The 19,690-nt window shown below is 70.2% G+C and carries 11 protein-coding genes and 1 pseudogene; 10 read left to right on the forward strand and 2 right to left on the reverse strand.

Translation table 11 applies throughout. The annotated features are described in order from the left end of the window. Positions 1-47: 47 nt before the first annotated feature. Complete coding sequence (gene argS, locus QM711_RS05620; RefSeq protein ID WP_415097156.1) at positions 48-1,691, reverse strand: arginine--tRNA ligase; 1,644 nt, start codon at positions 1,689-1,691, stop codon at positions 48-50. Positions 1,692-1,956: 265 nt separating this feature from the next. Here argS and QM711_RS05625 point away from each other — a divergent pair, with 265 nt between their 5' ends. From QM711_RS05625 to QM711_RS05635, 3 genes are all read left to right on the forward strand, one after another. Further along, positions 1,957-3,693, forward strand: a complete 1,737-nt coding sequence (locus QM711_RS05625) for a tyrosinase family protein (protein WP_415097158.1) — start codon at positions 1,957-1,959, stop codon at positions 3,691-3,693. Beyond that, positions 3,690-4,625, forward strand: coding sequence for a DUF2182 domain-containing protein (locus QM711_RS05630; RefSeq protein ID WP_415097160.1), 936 nt, complete (start codon positions 3,690-3,692; stop codon positions 4,623-4,625). The genes QM711_RS05625 and QM711_RS05630 overlap by 4 nt, the downstream gene beginning before the upstream one ends. A 218-nt stretch (positions 4,626-4,843) precedes the next feature. Continuing rightward, a complete protein-coding gene (locus QM711_RS05635) occupies positions 4,844-5,665 on the forward strand; it encodes an aldo/keto reductase (RefSeq protein WP_415097162.1) in 822 nt (273 codons plus the stop codon). 174 nt (positions 5,666-5,839) lie between these two features. On the opposite strand, the gene QM711_RS05640 is transcribed toward QM711_RS05635, so the two are convergent. Continuing rightward, positions 5,840-6,511: a SanA/YdcF family protein gene (locus QM711_RS05640; protein WP_415097164.1), complete on the reverse strand. Its 672-nt coding sequence runs from the start codon at positions 6,509-6,511 to the stop codon at positions 5,840-5,842. A gap of 51 nt (positions 6,512-6,562) precedes the next feature. Here QM711_RS05640 and QM711_RS05645 point away from each other — a divergent pair, with 51 nt between their 5' ends. The 7 genes and pseudogenes from QM711_RS05645 to eutB form a co-directional block, all read left to right on the forward strand. Continuing rightward, complete coding sequence (locus QM711_RS05645) at positions 6,563-6,997, forward strand: molybdenum cofactor biosynthesis protein MoaE (protein WP_415097166.1); 435 nt, start codon at positions 6,563-6,565, stop codon at positions 6,995-6,997. 61 nt (positions 6,998-7,058) lie between these two features. Then, positions 7,059-7,574 carry a putative immunity protein gene (locus tag QM711_RS05650; RefSeq protein ID WP_415097168.1) on the forward strand — a complete coding sequence of 172 codons (516 nt, stop codon included), beginning with the start codon at positions 7,059-7,061 and terminating at the stop codon, positions 7,572-7,574. Positions 7,575-7,750: 176 nt separating this feature from the next. Beyond that, on the forward strand, positions 7,751-8,332 hold the full coding sequence (locus QM711_RS05655; RefSeq protein ID WP_415097170.1) for a molybdenum cofactor guanylyltransferase: 582 nt from the start codon (positions 7,751-7,753) through the stop codon (positions 8,330-8,332). Positions 8,333-9,460: 1,128 nt separating this feature from the next. Beyond that, the gene (locus tag QM711_RS05660) at positions 9,461-12,451 is read left to right on the forward strand and encodes a hypothetical protein (protein WP_415097172.1); all 2,991 of its coding nucleotides are present in this window, start codon (positions 9,461-9,463) and stop codon (positions 12,449-12,451) included. Between the two features lie 4 nt (positions 12,452-12,455). After that, complete coding sequence (locus QM711_RS05665; protein ID WP_415097174.1) at positions 12,456-17,051, forward strand: hypothetical protein; 4,596 nt, start codon at positions 12,456-12,458, stop codon at positions 17,049-17,051. Positions 17,052-17,530: 479 nt separating this feature from the next. Further along, positions 17,531-18,964 carry an ethanolamine permease gene (gene eat, locus QM711_RS05670; protein ID WP_415097176.1) on the forward strand — a complete coding sequence of 478 codons (1,434 nt, stop codon included), beginning with the start codon at positions 17,531-17,533 and terminating at the stop codon, positions 18,962-18,964. A gap of 1 nt (position 18,965) precedes the next feature. Then, positions 18,966-19,673 (forward strand): annotated as a pseudogene (gene eutB, locus QM711_RS05675) (ethanolamine ammonia-lyase subunit EutB); the annotation flags it as partial. Positions 19,674-19,690 lie beyond the last annotated feature (17 nt).

Genomic DNA, 19,690 nt, shown 5'->3' on the forward strand with positions numbered 1-19,690 from the left:
AGGTGCCGGCGGTTGGCTGGTCCGAACATACCGAGGTCTCCCTGCGGTCACATCCGGTCGGGGGCGACGATCCCGAGCAGGTACAGACCCTTCGCCAGCACCGTCCGGGTGGCGGCACAGATCGCCAGCCGGGACGTCCGCACGTCACCCTCGCTCTTCAGCACCGGGCACTGCTCGTAGAAGGTGCTCAACGCGGTGGCGGTGTCGAACAGGTAGGTGCACAGCTTGTGCGGCTGCAGCCCGGAGGCCACCTCGGCGACCACCTCGCCGAAGCGGGAGAGCAGCAGCGCGAGAGCCTGCTCGGCGGGGTCGTCCAGCACGGTGACACCGTTGGACGCCCAACCCTCCGCCTCCGCCTTGCGCAGGATGCCGCTGACCCGGGCGTGCGCGTACTGCAGGTACGGACCGGTGTTGCCGGTGGTGGCCGTCATCCGGTCGGCGTCGAAGACGTAGTCCTTGTGCAGCGAGGTGGAGAGGTCGGCGTACTTCACCGCGGCCATCGCGATGTCGGGCGCAGCAACCTCCTCGGCCAGGTCGAGCAGGGTGTCCAGGGTGACGGTCTTGCCGTCCCGGGTCTTGAACATCTTGCCGTCCGGGCCGAGCACCGAACCGAAGCCGACATGCTCGAGGACGCCGCCTTCGGGCACCCAGCCGGCCATCCGGGACACCGCGAACACCTGCGCGAAGTGATGCGCCTGCGGCGAGCCCACCACGTAGATGCAGCGGGTGGCGTCCAGGGTGCCGAACCGGTACCGGACGGCGGCCAGGTCGGTGGCGGCGTAGCCGTAGCCGCCGTCGGACTTGCGGACGATCAGCGGGGCCTCGTCACCGGGCACGAACACCACAAGTGCTCCGTCATCGACCACCGCGATGCCGGACGCCGACAGGTCGTCGGCGACACCGGCGAGCAGATCGTTGTAGATCGACTCGCCGGCCAGGTCGTCGTCGGTGAGCAGCACGCCCAGCCGGCGGTAGGCGGTGTTGAAGCCGACCTTGGAAACCTCGATCAGCGAGCGCCAGATCGCCCGAGTCTGCTCATCCCCGGACTGCAGCGCCACCACCCTGCGGCGGGCGGCGTCCGCGAACGCCTCGTCGGCGCGGAAGTGCTCCTGTGCCCGCCGGTAGAGGGCCACCGACGAGGCGAGATCGAGGGTGCCGGCGTCGATGCCTTCGACCAGGATCTGCTCGACCAGCATGCCGAACTGGGTGCCCCAGTCGCCGATGTGGTTCTGCGCGATCACCGTGTGGCCCTGGGCGCGCAGCACCCGAGCGAAGCAGTCGCCGATGATGGTCGAGCGCAGGTTGCCGACGTGCATCGGCTTGGCCACGTTGGGCGCCGAATAGTCGATCACCACCCGCTGCGGCTGGTCGGCCCGCTCGATCACGGCGTCCGGATCGCGCAGGATGCCGGTCACCACCGCGGCCAGCACATCGTTGCGCAGCCGGATGTTGATGAAGCCCGGGCCGGCGATCTCAAGCGGCTCACACAGGTCGGCGACCTCGGCCGCGGCTACGATGCGCTGGGCGATCTCGCGCGGCGGCATGCCCTCGGCCTTCGCCAGCCGAAGCGCCACATTGGACTGGAAGTGCCCGAACTGCGGCCTGGTCGCCGGACGGAGCTCAGGATCCACCCCGGTGACGGCCTGGAAACGATCGGTCAGCAGCGCGGGCAGGGAAAGCACGTGCTCCATCTTTCCGCGCACCGCTGAGCTTGTCGAAACCGAGTCGGCGTCGGTGACCCACGGTGTACCTCGATTCAGTCCGAAATCGACCCCAGAGTGGTCGCCGCACCTGGGTGGTTCACGCCTGGCGGCTCACCGACCCGCCACCACTCTGGGGTCGATCTCGGACTGATCGCGAGTAGCCGGCCCTGGAATCGATCAGTGGCAGAACTACCCCTGTCGTCGGCGCGATCGAGTTGGCAGGATCGGGCGCACACCGTCCCAGGAGGCCTCGATGCTGACGTCGCAACTGTTCGCCGGAGACTCGCTGCTGCAGCGCATCGCCGACGGAGGCCCGGAACGCATCTCGCGGTTCCAGAACGCCACCGACCCGGCTGTGCTCAAGGTGCAGCAGGCGCTGCTGATCTGGGACGCTGCCGCACTCCCGGTACACGGCGCGGACGGCACCTACGGCCAGGAGACCGCACAGGCCGTGGTGCGGTTCAAAGTCGTCGAGTTGCAGGTGCCACAAGGCCAGTTGTTCGACGACGTCGGTCCGCGGACCGTCGTCCGGCTGGACGAGATCGCGAAAGCAGCCGAGCCGCCGGTGATTCCCCCCGACCCGCAGCCGTTCGTCCGGCAGGACGTCTACGCCTTGCAGCCCGAGGGCGCACCGACCCATCCGATCATCGCCGCCTACGCGGTCGCCGTCCGGGAACTGAAGCGCAACGCCGGCCCGCAGCACCGGCTGTGGAGCCACCACACCCAGGTGCATGGCATGTTCCCCGACCCCAACGACGGCCTGCGCAACACCTGCCAGCACTTCTGCTGGTACTTCCTGCCCTGGCACCGGATGTACCTGCAGGCGTTCGAGGCGGTCTGCCGGTCGATCATCGCCGAATCCGACCAGGTGGACGACGACACCAAGGCCGGCTGGGCACTGCCCTACTGGGACTACGACCGGGACGGCGCCCGCTCGCTGCCGCCCGCCTTCCGCACCCCGACCCTGGACGACGGTTCGCCCAACCCGCTGTTCGACTCGGCCCGGGACCTCGGGGTGAACTCACCGGTCCGGTTCCGCGGTGAGCCCACGCCCCGGCTGGCCCGACTGCAACCCGCCCAGACCACCGCCGCCGGCTGGTTCTTCGCCACTCCGTACTCGGCGCCGTTCGATCCGGCCTTCGCCGGCACCGAGACCGGTTTCAACCACGCCGGCGCCCCGAACGCCATCCCGGGGCCGCTGGAGATCACCCCGCACGGCTCGGTGCACGTCTTCGTCGGCGGCCCGACCGGCAAGATGAGCGACTTCAACCAGGCTGCCGGCGACCCGATCTTCTGGCTGCACCACGCCAACCTGGACCGGCTCTGGGAGGTGTGGCGCGGCACCACCGGGCTCGGGCTCGACCCGACCGGCAGCCGCTTCGTCGATCGCAGTTTCGAGTTCCTGGACGCCGCCGGCCAGCGCATCCAGCCCAGCTGTGGCGAGGTGCTGAACCTGGCCGGCCTCGGGTACCGCTACGCCGATGTGTCGATCCCCGCCTCGTCGGGTGCAGGAGGAGTCGTGGACGATCCGACCCGCGGGCCGCAGCGGCCGCGCGACCGCCGTCCGCCGCAGCGGGTCGGTGCCGCCGAGGAACCCGTCCGGCTGACCGAGGGGCCGACCGAGGTCGCCTTCCCGACCGACGCCCCCACCACCCGCGCCGCGCAACGCTTCCTGGTGTCGGTGGAGCACATCAGCGCCGACCGGCTGCCCAGCGCCGAGTGGGGCGTCTTCCTGCAGCCGACGTCCGGGGCGCCGGAGTTGGTCGGCACCCTGCCGCTGTTCGGGCTGCGCGAGTCGCAGCAGCCGGACGCCGACCACGAACTCAGCTACCTGTTCGACATCACCACCCTGGTACAACGCCTGGACGCCGAGGATCGCTGGGACGCCACCCAGTTCCGAGCCACCCTGGCCCCGGTCAACCCGATCCCCGAGGACGCGCCACCCGAGCCGGAGGTGGTGATCGGCACTATCGCGCTGCTGATCCAATGACCTCCCCGCCGGCCGGGCCATCGCCGGTCGAGACCTCGTTGGTCGAACCCTCGTTGGTCGAGCCTGTCGAAACCCCGCCGGTCGAGCCTGTCGAGACCCCGTTGGTCGAGCCTGTCGAGACCCCGTTGGTCGAGCTTGTCGAGACCCCGCGGGCCCCGACCGCGTCGATCCGAACCCCGTCGGTCGAGCCCGTCGAAACCCATGCCCTCCGTGGCCGGCAGATCCGGATGTGGCCGTCCCAGCACCCCGAATGGCTGGCTCTCCTGCTCGCGTCCGCATCCTGGGTGTGGCTGGCGGTGGCGCTGGGCTGGTTCACCAGCGGTTCCGGCTGGGGACTCCCGGGTCACCACCACGGGGTCGAGGGTGGCGACGCGCCGCATTCGACGGACGGCCAGTTGCTGATCTGGGTGGCGATGGTGTTCGCGATGATGGTGCCGACCACGATCCCGCACCTGCGCTACCTCGGATTCAACACCAGGACGTCGCGGCGGCAACGCTCCATCGCCCTGTTCCTGCTCGGATATGTGGTGGTCTGGCTAGCACCTGGTTTCGCCTTGTCGTTGATCGGCTCGCCAGCGCCCTGGGTCGTCGCGGTCGTCGTCTTGGCGGCCGGCGCCTGGGAGTTGACAGCGGTGAAGCGTCGGGCGCTACGACGATGCTGCCGCACCTGGCCGGTCGGCTACGCCGGGGCGTCCGCCGACTCCGCTGCCGTTGAGTACGGGCTCCGGCACGGTGTCACCTGCCTGCTGGTCGGCGGACCGGCGATGGTGGCGTTGACCCTCGCCGGGCATCCGGCCTGGGCGACCGTTGCGCTGGCTGCGCTGATGGCGGCCCAGAAGCTGCTCAGCCGTCCGGACCGTTGGCGCACCGTGGTGGCGATCGGCTGGCTGGCGTCCGGCGTCGCGGTGGCCGGCGCCGTGTTCGTGCGGTGACCAAGCTCGGGTCTGCCGCCCGAAACCCGAAAAGTCCACACTCGTTGCGGAGGTCAGGCGACTTCTTGCCTCAGCCTGCCGTAGGCCTCCGCATCGAGTGTGGACTTTTCGGGTTCTTGACGATCGGCCCGGCATCGGCGCGATGACCGTGGTCAGTCTGTCGGCGCGTCACGGGACGCGTAGGCTCGTCCGAGACCTGTACCCGAGCGAGGAGCGACGTGAACATCCCGAGCATCACCCTCAACGACGGCAACCGCATTCCCCAGTTCGGCCTGGGAGTGTTCCTGATGCCGGCCGAGGAAACCAAGGAACATGTGGCCTACGCCCTGGCCAACGGCTACCGGCACATCGACACCGCCGCGATCTACGGCAACGAGCGCGAGGTGGGTGCCGCGATCGCCGAGTCGGGCATCGCCCGCGATGAGATCTTCGTCACCACGAAGCTGTGGAACAGCAGGCAGACGGACGCCCCGGCCGCGCTGGCCGAGTCCCTGGAGAAGCTCGGCCTCGACCATGTCGACCTGTACCTGATCCACTGGCCGACGCCCGACTTCGACAACTATCTGCAGGCCTGGCACGATCTGGAGCAGTTGCGGTCCGACGGCCTCACCCGCTCGATCGGCGTGTCCAACTTCCATCAGCAGCACCTGCGCCGGGTGATCGAGAACAGTGAGGTCGTGCCGGCGGTGAACCAGATCGAGGTGCATCCCAGCCTCGGCCAGTTCGACCTGGTCGACGCCAACACCGAGCTCGGCATCGCGACCGAGGCGTGGAGCCCGCTCGGCCGCCGCGCCGACCTGGACGACCAGGTGATCGCCGGCATCGCCCACCGACTCGAGCGGACGCCGGCCCAGGTCATCCTGCGCTGGCACATCCAGCGCGGCCTGATCGTCTTCCCGAAGTCCTCCAGCCCCGAGCGGCTGCGCGAGAACGCCGACATCTTCGACTTCGAACTGACCGCCGACGACATGCGCGCCATCGACGCCCTGGATGCCGGCAATCGGGTCGGTCCCGACCCGGAGACCTTCAACCGCCGCTGACCCTCGTTGGCGAGCTGGCGAGACCATGCCGTCGTCGCTGGTTGAGCGTGTCGAAACCCCTTGTCAGACAGGCCTCGACAAGCTCGACCAACGAGGATCAGCGCTTCCCCAAGCTCAACCAACGATGATCGGCAGTCCCGAAAGGTAGGCCGACCCGATCAGGGCGTCCTGGGCTCAGTCGCGCAGCGCCCGCTGCACCGAATCGTCGGGGGCTCCCAGGACGGGCGCGCGGCGGCTCAGCACGTCCCAGACCATTTTCAGGTTGGCGCCGAGTTCGCGCACGGTGCCGTAGGACCACATCTCCTCGTTGGTCTTGACGGACTCGTCGCCGACACCCCAGGCGTCCAGGCCGATCGCCCGGCAGATCGCCAGAGCGCGGGGCAGGTGATAGGTCTGGCTGACCACGATCGCGCTGCTGACGCCGAAGATCCGCTTGGCGCGCACGCACGAGTCGTAGGTGTCGAAGCCGGAATGATCACCGACGATGCGGTCCGCCGGCACCCCGTGCTCGATCAGGTAGTCGCGCATGCCGTCGGTCTCGCTGTAGTGCCTGGTGCCATCGCCGGAGACGAGGAACGCCCGCACCTTGCCCGCTGCGAACAACTCGCGGGCCACATCGAGCCGGGCGCGCAGGTAGCGTGACGGCTGCCCGTCGGCGTACACCTCGGCGCCGAGCACCAGCGCGACCGGCTGCGCCGGTACCTCATCGACGCTCGCCATCCGCCCCTCGGTGACGGCGCGGACGTACCACGCCGGCGCCACCACCACGGTCGCTCCGAGCAACCCACCAATGACCGTCAGCCGGGCGATCGCCGGCCCCAATCCTGCTATCCGACGCCCTGCCATGCCGCGATCGTACGCAGGCCGCGCAGCTCCCGGCGGCGTAGTATCGCCGCGATGACGACCATGCCGGCACGCGTTGTTCTCGCCACCATCTCCGAGCAGCCTCTGGACGCGGCACGCCTGGCCGCCCTGGTTTCCGATGACCGGGCAGGCGCCACCGTCAGCTTCACCGGGGTGGTCCGCAACCACGACCACGGCCGGGACGTGGACGGCATCGACTACGTCCGCCACCCGAGCGCGGACGCGGTCGTCACCGAGATCGCCGGTGAGCTGGCCGGACGCGACGGCGTCCACGCGATCGCGGTGGCGCACCGGGTGGGCACCCTGCGGGTGGGTGACCTGGCCATGGTCGCGGCGGTGTCGGCATCGCATCGGGCCGAGGCGTTCGTCGCCTGCTCAGAACTGGTCGAGCAGATCAAGGCCCGGCTGCCGATCTGGAAGAAGCAGTTTTTCTCCGACGGCAGCACCGAGTGGTCGAACTGCCCGTGACCGGCCGGGCGGAGAGAGCACTCGCTCCGGCGGCCGACACCCTGAAACAGGTTGGGTGACCATGATCCTGCCAAGAATCCGCGACCCGCGATTCATCACCCTTCGTCGCGGCGGCACCCTGACCGACCACCATCATCGGCTGCTGGCCTTATGGGCGGCCGATTGCGCCGAGCACGTGCTACCCCTGTTCGAGGCGGTCCGCCCGGGCGATCGGCGTCCCCGCGAAGCCATCGCCCAGATCAAGGCCTGGACGCGAGGCGAGGTGGCGATGATGCAGTCCCGCGCCGCCGGCGGGCACGCGATGGGAGCCGCCCGCGATCTGACCGGCGCCGCCCGCTTCGCCGCCTACGCCGCCGGGCAGGCCGGCGCGGTCGCCCACGTCGCTGCGCACGAGTTGGGCGCCGCCGCCTACGCGATCAAAGCGGTCCGCGCCACGGCACCACCCGATCGCGCGGACGAGCTGGGACGCGTGGAGTGCCGCTGGCAACGCGACCATCTGCCGGAGGCGATCCGGGACTTGGTGCTGGACGACCAGCGGCTGCGCAACGACATCTGCTGGTCGGTCTTCGACCGCTGAACGACGGCTTCGGTGTGCACCGAAAGAACCGTCCCCAGGTACCGATCGACGGTCCCAGTGACCGCAAGAACCGTCCCCGCGCTAGCGACCCCTAAACAACGATCCGGATCGGGCTGGGACAGACCTGCCCGATCCGGATCCTTATTCACCCACTCGATGACCTTTACGCTGGCCCGATGCGCCGACGGTTCGCGATCATCCTGGGCGGCGGCCGGTCTGCTCGGATGGGACGCGACAAGCGCGCCCTCACCGTCGGCGGGAGGTCCTTGCTGGCCATCGCCGTGGACGCCTGCGCGTCTCGTGACGCCATCGTGGTGGTGAGCCCGGACCTGCCCGACGACGTGCCGGCCGATCGGGTGACCCGAACGCTCGAAGACCCACCCTTCGGCGGCCCGGTGGCCGGAATCGCCGCCGGCATGGCGGCCCTGCCACCCGCTGTCCCCGGGGATGAGGTGCTGCTGTTGGCCTGCGACTTGCCGCGGGTGAGCGAGATCGTCCCGGTTCTGGACGCCATCGAGCTCGCTGGGCCGGCCGGGGTCGATGGGATCTGCCTGTTCGATGCTGAGGGCTACCCGCAGTACTTGGCGGGCCGCTACCGGCGGACGGCGCTCGATGCCCGGCTGACCGCGGTCGGCGAAACCCGTGGCCTCCCGGTGCGCCGGCTGATGGCCGCCCTGGACGTCCGGGGCTTGGCCGCCGCCGAACTCACCACCGACGTCGACACCCCGGACGAGGCTGCCGCGGCCGGCCTGGATTGAGGCCGCATCGCGGGCTGTCCAGCGATCCGCGAAGCACCTCGCCGTCTGCCGTGCGACTACGCAATTCTTCTCCATGGCAAGCGTTGGCAAAGCGGGAAAGACTGACGCTTGTGCCACGTCCAGGAGGAGGGCTCGCCGTGTCCGGATCGACGGAACTGCCAGGCAGGAACCTGAAGCGGAAGGCGGGGACGCCTGCCGTCGCGAAGCGGCTCAAGGCCAAGAAGCTGCCTCCGGTCGAACGGCAACCCGGTGAGCACATCCCCGTCGAGCGCGTCCCGCTCGAGCGCATCCCCGTCGAGCGTCCGGAACGCGAGCGGCCGATCGACCAGCCGGTGGGTGGCGACGGCCCCATCGATCCGCAGCGCATCCAACGCATACCGCTCGGGGGCGTCCGAGCCGTCATCACCCGGCCGGTCCTCGATCCCCGCGTCCCGATCGAGCGGATCGACCCGATCTGGCGGATCCCGGTGCACTTCCCCGATCTGGGCGGCCAGGCCGTCCCGCCCCCGCAGCAGATCGAACCTGAGCACAGCTTCGAGGTGATCCGCTCGGCGGACCTGGTGTCCTTGACGGTCAGCACCAGCGGCTTCGAGCTGGACGCCGGCTCGCTCACCGCCCGCGACCCCGGCCCCGCCCTGCTGATCTTCGGGCTGCCCTTCCAGCATCTCGGTGAGCAGGCCACCTACGAGGGCGAGACCGTCCCCGTCCCGAATGAGGCCAAGCCAACCGAGAAACCCACCAACGTCACCGATCCCTCCGACGGCGTCCCGCCCACCCCGGTGGCCGGCATCCCCGCCCGGGCCAGCCGGGTCGTGGTCGCGGTGCCGGCGGGCAGCACCGTCGAGGTCAGCACCGCCGGCTTCCTGGACGCCCTGGAGCGCTACCCGATGGCCGTCCACCCGCTGGCTACCCCGGGTCCGGCCCAGCGCGCCACGCTCACCCCGTTCGACCCGGGCCAGCTCGCGGTGCTGGTGAACGCCGGCCTGCTCGACCGGGCCGTCCTGGCCGGCGCGGCGCCGCCGATCGTCGAGGTACACGCCGCGGGCAGCACGACCGGCGTCGCCCAGCTGGCCCGCACCCTGGCCGAGGTGCGCAAGACCCTCGGCGGCCCCGAGAACGTCCATCGCGGTGACGACCCTGGTCAAGGACTGGCGGATCCCGATCGAACGCGTGCCGATCTTCCGCAATCCCGAGAAGCTGAGCCGGCCCGCCGGACTGGCCGAGACCGCCATCGAGGCGCCCTACCGGCTGGTCATCTCACCGTCGACCGAGAGCGGCTGGACGCACGCCGACCAGCCCGTCCCGGACGCCTCCGGCACCGCGATCGAGCTGTGGCACACCCGGCTCGGCCACCGCCAGGACGGCGAGGTGGTCGAGGGTGCCGAATGGGTCCGGGCGATCTGGGCCCGCGACCGGGAGCGGTTCCCGAATTGGGCAACCGCTGAGTTCGGCCACGACAACGTGCCGATGCGGATGTCGCTGGATTCCAAGGACCGGCACATGATCGTCCGGCAGTCCAGCGAGACCTGGGCCCGCAACCGGGTCAAGATCACCGATCCGGCACCGATCGACGCCACCAGGCTGTACCTGTCCAGCCTGGGTGCCTGGCTCGACCTGCACGCCCAGTGGCAGACCCTGCCGTGGTCGCAGCAGCAGCCCGGGATGGCGTCCATCCTGTCCTGGGATCACGAGGCGCCGATGGGACGCGACCAGTACGTCCGGGTCGCCTACCCCGGCTACCTGTTCCCGTTCGGGCACCGCGCGACCCTGGTCAAGGTCACCGAACGCAAGATCAAGGACAAGGCCAACCCGCGGACAGCTCTCTACCAGCGCAAATTCCTGGTGGTCGGCGAGCCGGTGAAGACCTATTCGGCGCTGAACAACCCGTTCAAGCGGGTCGAGATCGTGCCCACCATCACCCCGACCCTCTCCCCCGACCCGGGTGCCGCACAGGACACCATGTTCGTCCCGAACGTCGGCGGCGCCCCGTTCCAGTTCGTGCTGCACTGCGTGGACGCCGACGACCGCGAGGTGAAGCTGCCCACCCCGCTGGTCTGGGTCGCCGAGCACTACAAGGCGCCGTTCCCGGCCGGCCAGAGCCCGGTGGACGCCTTCGCCGCGGTCGGCGAGATCCCCGGCCTGGGCCAGAACATCGCCTTCGCTCCGTCCGAGCCGGGCGGGGTCGACAACGCGGTGCCCACCGTTGCGCTGACTTTCACCGGCACCCCGCAGCTGGGGACGTCCGTGCCCAGCCTGGTCACCGCACGGGCGACGATCCCGGCGGTCGAGCGGATGAAGCCGACCGGGCCGCAGCAGATCAAATACGCCGCAGCCTGGCTGAGCGGCGGTTTCGGGCCGGGCAACCCGGGCCAGGTGTGGGCCGAGCTGACCGCGCCGACCACCCTCGGCTTCGGATCCGGCGGTGCCTCCAGCGGCGGAGCCGGCGGGTTCATCGCGCCGTCCCTGCCGATCTCCGGGCTGTCCCGCAAGTCCGGCCCGGTCGGCGACGTCGCGGGTGCGGCCGCCGGCAACTTCGACCCGGTCGCCTTCCTCGGGGCGGCGCTGCCGAAGCTGTTCGGCTTCGTCAAGCTCACCGACATCCTGGACGCCGTCGGCGTCGACCTGTCCGACGCCCCCGCCCTGGTCAGCGAGTCGCTGGCCAAGGTAGAAGCGCTGATGGCCGACCTCAAGGCGCTGAAGAAGGAGATCACGGACGCCGCCGCCGAGGCCCAGCAGGCCCTCACCCTGGCCCAGCAGACCGCGAACGACCTGGTCGCCCAGGGCCGGGGCGCGCTGGCGAACGAGGTCCTGGCCAAGGCCAACGACGCGGTCGCGTCCGCCCAGGACCTGGTCAACAACGTGATCGGGGCCGCGGACGGGGTCCTGCAGGCGATCATCGACGCCCCCGGCGACCTGGGGTCCGCGCCGGGCAAGCTGGCCACTGCGCTGACCAACCTGGCAGCGGCCCTGAGCACCGTCGAAGCGGCTGCGGCGAAGCTCACCCCGCTGGCCAAGAACCGGCTGATCGCGCTCACCAGCACCCTGCGCGCGGCGGCCGCCGATGCCGAGATGGTGCAGTCGGTGATCGACTTCGTCCAGGGCATCGCCACCGCGGTCACCGACGCCCGGTTCTCGTTCACCTGGCAGCCGAAGCTGAAGTCGCTGATGGTGGCCGGCAAGCCGCTGCTCGAACTGCCCGAACGCGGCCTGACATTGGCCGTCGAGGGCCAGGCCGGCGCCCAGCCGAAGGCCGACATCCTGGCCGAGCTCCGCGGCTTCGCGCTCACCCTGCCGCCCGGCGAGCCGATGATGCGGCTGCCGTTCGACCACCTGATGTTCAAGGCCGGCAGCTCCGGCAAGGCCGAAGTGGACGCCGCCGTCGGCAACCTCGAGTTCATCGGCATCCTGAGCTTCGTCGAGCGGATCAAACAACTGGTCCCGCTGGACGGCTTCTCCGACCCTCCCTACGTGGACGTCTCGCCCGACGGCGTGGTGGCCGGCTTCAGCCTGGCCCTGCCGAACCTGGCGATCGGCGTGTTCAGCCTGTCGAACATGTCGCTGGCCGCCGACGTCCGGGTGCCGTTCCTGGGCGACGTCGTGTCGGTCGGCTTCGGCTTCTGCACCCGGGAGCGGCCGTTCAACCTGGCGGTGCTCTGCCTGGGCGGCGGCGGCTGGTTCGGCATCCGGCTCTCGCCGCGCGGCCTCGAGGTGCTCGAACTCGGCCTCGAAGCGGGCGCGTACCTGTCGGTCAGCCTGGGGGTGGCGTCCGGCTCGGTGTCGATCGCACTCGGCATCTATCTGCGGATGGAGGCCGACAAGGGCTCGCTGACCGCCTACTTCCGGCTGCGCGGCGAGGTCGACGTGCTCGGCCTGATCAGCGCGTCCATCGAGTTGTACCTCTCGCTCACCTACGACTTCCCCAGCGGCAAGCTGATCGGCAAGGCGGTGATCACCGTCAAGGTGAAGGTGCTGTGTTTCTCGGCGTCGGTGCAGATCTCCTGCGAGCGCAAATTCGCCGGCAGCAACGGCGACCCGACGTTCGCCGAGGTGATGGGCGTGCAGCCCGATTTCACCTCACCGCTGTGGTCCGAATACTGCCTCGCCTTCGCCCAGGAGTGACACCATGCGTGAACAGTTCACCGTCGTCGCACTGCCCTACTCGTGCGACCCGGACGCCGACTTCCACGTCTCGTTGTTCGTCGCCCCCGACATCGAGGTGGACGACCCGGGCGACACCCTCGCCGTCACCGAACTCTTCCTGCATTGGCCGAAAGCCCTGGTCAACGCCAAATTCGTGGTCGAGGACCAGGACGGCGAGATCGAGTGCACGCCGCTGCTGGAGAAACTCGAGGACGGCCTGTGGGAGGAGGTGTTCCCCGAGCAGACCCCGGTGACCAGCTACGTGCCGCCGGACTGGAAACAACACCCGTGGCGCACCTTCCACCCGGGGGCCACCACCGGCGTCGCCAAGTCGGTCAACCTACTGGCGACGATGGCGAACGGCGTCGAGCCGCCCACCGCGCAGCAGGTGCCCTGGTTCGGCACCGACGTGTTCGGCGCGCTCAGCGGCGGCGACGGCCGGCGGCAGAACAATCCGCTCGAGCTGGTCGGCCGGTTCGAGAGCCTGCAGACCGAACGATTGGACGCCGCCTGCCGCGAAGGCGTCCCGCTGGCCGAGTTCGGCGACCCGCGACGGTACTTCGCCGTCCAGCCGGTGGTGGACGGCACCCCGGGCGGGGCGCCGATGGCGGCCGCGCAACTGGCCCTGCATCAGGCCCGCCGGTTCTACTCCCACCCCGAGGAGGAGACCGATTACCAGCGGCGTCCGGACCCCGACAACCCCGGCCCGCCCCCGCCGGAGAAGCAGATCCCGGACTTCCACGCCCGGGTCTCGCTGATCAACGACCACGGTCCGCTGCAGCGCAAGCTCGGCCTGGTGGTCGACCTCAAGGCCGACGCCGCCCGGCTGGCCAAGAGCGAGTGGCTGCTCGGCCGCATCCTGATCGACGGCCGCCCTGAGGTCACCAAGGTGGTCCGGGTCGCCTGCCGGGCCGTCGGCACCGCGCTGACCACCCGCGCCGAAGACGACAAAGCGTGGATCAACGGACGCCTGCCGGTCGGCAACGCCGACGCCTTCGACGTCCTCGACGTGGACGCCGACGGCGCCGCACTGAAGACCGAGCTGTACCTGTCGTCCTATCTGCGCACCGTGGCGGCGGCGCTGCAGGGAGCGCCGGCGAACGCCGCCCCGCCCGCGCTGCGCTCGATCGGGCTGACCCTGGCCCGCCGCGACAACGCCGCCACTACGGCGTCCGCGATGGACGCCCAGCGGACGCTGCTCGACTCGGTGCGCAACCAGCCGCCGGACCAGCCCGCCGCGGACACCCCGCTGCTGACCACCGAGGACGTCACCCAGGGCGTCCGGATCGAGGTGCACGACGACAAGACCCGGACCTGGCGCTCGCTGCACCAGGTGCAGGTCCGGGCCGAGGTGGTCGGCGGCCGCACCCTGGAGTTCGACGACGTGGCCTTCCTGCAGGAGACCAACGCCACCCACTCGGGCAAGGACAAGGCGCCGGTGCACGTCCACGAGGCGGTCTTCGGCTGGGACGGCTGGAGCCTGTCCGCGCCCCGACCGGCGCTTCCAGTGGTGCATGAGGACGGCGAGGAGAAGGTGGTCACCGATCCGCAGCCGCCGGCGGACCCGTCCACCCCGGTGCTGATCGAGCGGCGCGCGGCCCCCGGGACCCTGCCCCGGCTACGGTTCGGACGCCGCTACAGCTTCCGCGCCTGGAGCGTCGACCTGGCCGGCAACTCGCGTCCGCACCGGATCGGCAACGTCAGCCCGGAGCCAGATGACGGTGCCGCCGGGGCCGAGGTCGAGGCGCGGGTCACGGCCGACCTGCGCGGGCTGCGCGACTTCACCGTGTCGTCGGTGCAGCGGCTGCGGGCGAGCGTCGCGGCCGAGCCGGTCGCCGAACCGGCGATCAACCCCGGACGCGGCGAGGCCGGCCTGCGGCTGGCCGAGGTGCTGCCGCAGATCGTCGGACGCCTCCAGGTCGTCCGCGGCGAACAGGCGGCCCGTCCGGTGCCCTCCGCGCTCGCCGACGTCCGCAGCACGCTGGCGTCCGGACTGGCCAGCGACGATGTCGCACCGGCCGCGACGGCGCTGCTCAACCCGGCGGTGATCGCCTCGGGGATCGACCTGAACCCCGATCTGGCCAGGCTCTTCACCGCCGAGGGCCAGGCGGTCACCCCGGAGATCGCCTATGTCCGCTGGCAGCCGGTGCCGCCGCCGGCGATCGTGCCGCGCCGGCTGTACAGCGAGGGCGAATCCAATCAGGTGCTGGTGATCCGCTCAGGCGTCGAACAGGATCCGGTGACCCTGGCGGTCAGCCACACCGATCCGGACGGCTACGCCGCCGCGCACCCGGGACGGTTCGCGACCTGCGAGCGGCAGCTGGTGCCGCCGAAGACCAGCCAGCTCGAGGCCGAACTGCATCAGGCGTTCGACGCCGCCATCGGTTCGGCCGATCCGGGCGCGGTGAATCGGTTGCTGCATGCGGCGATCCGCGAATCGGGGACGCTGTTCGACCTGGACCTGCCGCGGCTCGACGACCCGTCCGTCCGCGACGCCCAGGACGGGGTGGCGCTGGTGCACGGGCCGGGCGCGTCCCCCGGCGAGCTGAAGACGTTGCCGCTGCCGCCCGGTGAGGCGCCCGGTCCGGGACAGTACGTGGTGCATGACACCGACCTGGTGCACACCCCGTACCTGCCGGACGTGCTGGCCCGCGGGCTCGGTTTCGTCTTCCCGGACGCCGGCAAGGACTGGACGATGGTGCCGCCGTTCGGCGTCGAAGGGTTCACCGCCCGCTACCCCGGCGCGTCGCCGTCCGCGGACGATCCGGGCAGCTGGCCGGCGATCGACGGCTACCGGCTGGTGCTGGACGGCAACGCCGAGCTCGGCGGCCGGGTGGCTCCGCACCTGATCACCATGTCGCTGCCGCTGGGGACGGCGTTGCGGACCCGGGTGTCGTCGGTCCTGGGGGTCGACGACCTGGACCTGATGGGTGTGTGGCAGCAGCTGCCGGCGGCGCTGCGACAGGTGCCGATCGTGGTGCGGGCGGCGACCGACGGCTGGCTCTGGGCGCTGACGCCGTCCGAATCGCTGACCCTGGTGCATGCGGTGCCGCGTCCGGTCCGGGCGCCGGAGTCCGTGGCGTTCACCGTCTACCGGCCGCAGAACGCGACCAACGCGATGCTGCTCGGCGGCATCGAGGTGCATGGGCCGAGCACCGACTCGCTGATCGTCGACGCGCGCTGGGACGAGGTGCTCGACGACCTGTCCGACCCGGTCTGGAAGACGCTGCCGAACCAGCGCCAGGTGGCCGCGACCACCGCGATCGAGCCGTGGGAGGATGTCGCGGTGCTGGCCGGCGGCCATGCCGACAAGACCTACGACGACGCCACCATCGGGCATGTCCGCTCGCACCAGGCGGTGCACGAGTTCGGTGACACCAAGCACCGGCTGGTGCATTACCGATTCCGGGCCAGCACCCGGTTCCGGGAGTACTTCTCCCCCGACGAGCTGGCGCCATTGCCGGCGTCCGACGACCCGGCGCTGCCGATCGACGACGGACGCAGCACGGTCAGCCCCGAGGTGGACGTACACGTGCCGAACACCTCGCTGCCGGCGCCGCCGCTGGTGCATTCGGTGCTGCCGCTGTTCCGCTGGGAGGAGGGCGCCGAGCCGGCCCAGCCGATGGCGCGGCGCCGGACCCGGCGCACCGGCGTCCGGGTGTACCTGGAGCGGCCCTGGTTCGCCACCGGCGCCGACGAGCAGATCGGGGTGGTACTGGCGATCGGGGCGCGTCCGGAGACCACCCGGGTCAGCCAGTGGGGCGGCGACCCGTTCTGGATCGGCAGCGCGGTCGAGGACCGCGAGGTGCTGCAGTTGACCCAGTTCCTGGCCGCCGTCGGCTGGGACGACTACGACTCGGTGGCGGGGCCGTCCGGGAAGCCGGAGCAGTACCCGAGCGCCGAGGACCCCAACGTCAGGGTGTGGGTGGTGCCGTACCGGCCGCAGTACAACCAGGACCGCCGCAAGTGGTTCGTCGACATCGGCTTCCCGGCGCGGTTCTGGCCGTTCGTCCAGTTGGCCCTGGTCCGGTATCAGCCCTACAGCGTGCCGGGACGGCACATCTCCAAGCCGGTGCTGTGCGACTTCGTCCAGATTCCGCCGGAGCGGACGGCGTCGGTCAGCCGGACGGCCGAGGGCCGCGTCCGGGTGCTGGTGTCCGGCCCGGCGGGGCTGCACGACACCGGTTTCGGGACGGCACCGGCCGGCATCTCGATCGTCGGCCCGGCCCGCGGCGCGGTGAACCCGTTGCTGGTCGGCGCCAACCGGGTGCTGCGGGCCAAGCTGCAACACCGGGCGTCCGGCCGGACCTCCGATCTGGCCTGGGAGACGCTCGACCAGACCGACCTCGAGGTGCGGGGTTACGCCGGTTCGCTGGCCAACCTGGTCTGGACCGGCGAGTTGGACGTCCCCGCGGCCCTGCCGTTCACCCGTCCGACCACCGCCGGCGACCACCGCGTCCGGATCGAGGAATGGGAGACCTTCGTCGGCGACCCGGAGAACCTCGGTGACCCGAACAGCCTGCTGACCAGGGAGAACCGCCTGATCTACGCCGACGAGTTCGAACTCGGCTCCGCCTGACCGCGAACTCCGCACCCCGGGGACGGTTCTTCTCGTTCGAAACCCGCACGCCCGGGGACGGTTCTTCTCGTTCCAAACTCGCACGCCCGGGGACGGTTCTTCACGTTCCAAACTCGCACGCCCGGGGACGGTTCTTCACGTTCGAAACTCGCACGCCCGGGGACGGATCCGGCGTCTTCGGCCCTCCACTGCCACGACATCTGACCACGGGTGCCCACACTGCGGGTGCATGCGCAGCCAAAGCCATTCCCGATGCTCTCGCCGGACGCCGTCACAGCCCGCCGAAACCCTCCGCTAATCCCTCGCGCCGGCCACACCTTGTAACTCTGAAGCAACTCTGGCGCAACACGCCGTCCCTAGGGTCTTCACTGTCCGCAGGCCCATGTTCAGCATCTCGCGCCGAGGCATATCGAGTTGCCGCCTTTCAAAGCACTCCCCGATGCCGCCCGCTCGGTCTGATTCAGAAGTGAAGGAAAGCCATGACCGACACCTCGCTCCACCGTCCCACAGTCGAATCCGACGACTATCTGGCCAAGCGTTCGCTCCGAAAAGGGACGGCCGGCTGGGTGCTCCTGGCCGGGCTGGGCGTCAGCTACGTGATCTCCGGTGACTACGCCGGTTGGAACAACGGGCTCACCCAAGCCGGCTTCGGCGGCCTGTTCATCGCCTTCGTCATCGTGGCCGCCATGTACCTGACCATGGTGCTGGGCATGGCCGAACTCAGTTCCGCACTACCCGCCGCCGGGGGCGGCTACACCTTCGCCCGCAAGGCCATGGGCACCTGGGGCGGATTCGTGACCGGCTCGGCGATCCTGATCGAGTACACCATCGCGCCCGCGGCCATCGCCACCTTCATCGGCAGCTATGTGGAATCGCTCGGACTTTTCGGAATCACCGACGGCTGGTGGATCTACCTGGCGGTCTACGTGATCTTCATCGGTGTGCATCTCGCCGGTGTCGGCGAAGCGCTGAAGACCATGTTCATCATCACCGTGATCGCACTTCTCGGGCTCGTCATCTTCGCCGTCGCCGCCTTCGGACTTTTCAATCCGGCCAATCTCACCGATATTCCCGTGGACGCCGCTGCCGCCGGCGCCAGCCCATTCTTGCCGCACGGATTCCTCGGAATCTGGTCCGCCGTGCCCTTCGCGATCTGGTTCTTCCTGGCGCTCGAGGGTGTACCGCTGGCCGCCGAAGAAGCGCGTGAGCCGTCCCGCGACGTGCCCCGCGGCATCATCGCGGCGATGGCCGTCCTGACCCTGACCGGGCTGGTCACGCTCTTCCTCGGCACCGGCGCCATCGGCGCCAAGGCGCTCGGCGTCTCCGGGAACCCGCTGGTGGAGGCGCTCGGCCCGGGGGTCGCGGCGACCGTGGTGAACTACATCGGCCTGGCCGGACTCATCGCCAGCTTCTTCTCCATCATGTACGCGTACTCGAGGCAGACCTTCGCCCTGTCCCGTGCGGGCTACCTGCCCCGCTGGTTGTCCCTCACCACCAGCCGCAAGGCACCGGCGGCGGCGCTGATCGTGCCTGGCGTGATCGGCTTCACCCTCTCCCTGACCGGCAGCGGGGCGATGCTGCTGAACATGGCGGTCTTCGGCGCCGCGGTGAGCTACGTGCTGATGATGGTGAGCCACATCGTGCTGCGCCGGCGGGCGCCGGAGATGCCGCGTCCCTATCGGACGCCGGGCGGCATCGTCACCACGTCCATCGCCCTGGTCATCGGCCTGGCGGCGGTGGTCGCCACCTTCCTGGTCGATCCGGTCGCCGCGGCCGCGACGGCCGCCGTGCTGCTCGCGTTGCTCGCCTACTTCGGCCTCTACTCCCGCCACCATCTGGTGGCGAACTCGCCCGACGAGGAGTTCGCCGCCCTCGACTCGGCCGAACACGAACTCTCCGGACGGAGCGAGTGACATGCCCCGCTGGCACCAGACGATCGCCGGGCACGGCTACACCTTCGACGGGCTCGTCGACCTGCTCGCCAAGGCCACTCCGGAGCGCTCCGGCGACCAGTTGGCGGGCTGCGCTGCCGAGTCCGAGGCCGAACGCGTCGCCGCCCAGTGGGTGCTCGCCGACCTGCCCCTGAGCACGTTCCTGAACGAAGCGGTGGTGGACTACGACAGTGATGAGGTGACCCGGCTGATCGTGGACAGCCACGACCTGGTCGCCTTCGAACCGGTCGCGTCGCTGACCGTCGGCGGGCTGCGGGACTGGCTGCTGGACGTCAGCGTCCGGCCCGGAGCTGCGGCGACGCTGACTGCGCTGGCTCCGGGACTGACCCCGGAAATGCTGGCCGCGGTCAGCAAGCTGATGCGGAATCAGGATCTGATCGCGGTGGCGCGGGCCGCCGAAGTCAGGGCCGGTTTCCGCACCACCATCGGGATGCCCGGCACCCTGGCCACCCGGCTGCAACCGAATCATCCGACCGACGACCCGCGTGGGGTCGCCGCCGCCACCCTCGACGGGCTGCTGTACGGGGCCGGCGACGCCGTGATCGGCATCAACCCGGCCAGCGACTCGCCGCAGAACTGTGCGAATCTGCTCCAACTGCTGGACGAGGTGCGCACCACCTACGAGATCCCGATGCAGTCCTGCGTGCTGACCCACATCACCACCACCATCGGGTTGATCGAGGCCGG

Source organism: Micropruina sp., from assembly GCF_047602385.1.
Lineage (GTDB): Bacteria > Actinomycetota > Actinomycetes > Propionibacteriales > Propionibacteriaceae > Micropruina.

Excerpts from the sequence above, each read along its gene's own strand:
- argS (WP_415097156.1), bottom strand. The coding sequence starts at position 1,691 with ATGGAGCACGTGCTTTCCCTGCCCGCGCTGCTGACCGATCGTTTCCAG.
- QM711_RS05625 (WP_415097158.1), top strand. The coding sequence starts at position 1,957 with ATGCTGACGTCGCAACTGTTCGCCGGAGACTCGCTGCTGCAGCGCATC.
- QM711_RS05630 (WP_415097160.1), top strand. The coding sequence starts at position 3,690 with ATGACCTCCCCGCCGGCCGGGCCATCGCCGGTCGAGACCTCGTTGGTC.
- QM711_RS05640 (WP_415097164.1), bottom strand. The coding sequence starts at position 6,511 with ATGGCAGGGCGTCGGATAGCAGGATTGGGGCCGGCGATCGCCCGGCTG.
- QM711_RS05645 (WP_415097166.1), top strand. The coding sequence starts at position 6,563 with ATGACGACCATGCCGGCACGCGTTGTTCTCGCCACCATCTCCGAGCAG.
- QM711_RS05650 (WP_415097168.1), top strand. The coding sequence starts at position 7,059 with ATGATCCTGCCAAGAATCCGCGACCCGCGATTCATCACCCTTCGTCGC.
- QM711_RS05655 (WP_415097170.1), top strand. The coding sequence starts at position 7,751 with ATGCGCCGACGGTTCGCGATCATCCTGGGCGGCGGCCGGTCTGCTCGG.
- QM711_RS05665 (WP_415097174.1), top strand. The coding sequence starts at position 12,456 with ATGCGTGAACAGTTCACCGTCGTCGCACTGCCCTACTCGTGCGACCCG.
- eat (WP_415097176.1), top strand. The coding sequence starts at position 17,531 with ATGACCGACACCTCGCTCCACCGTCCCACAGTCGAATCCGACGACTAT.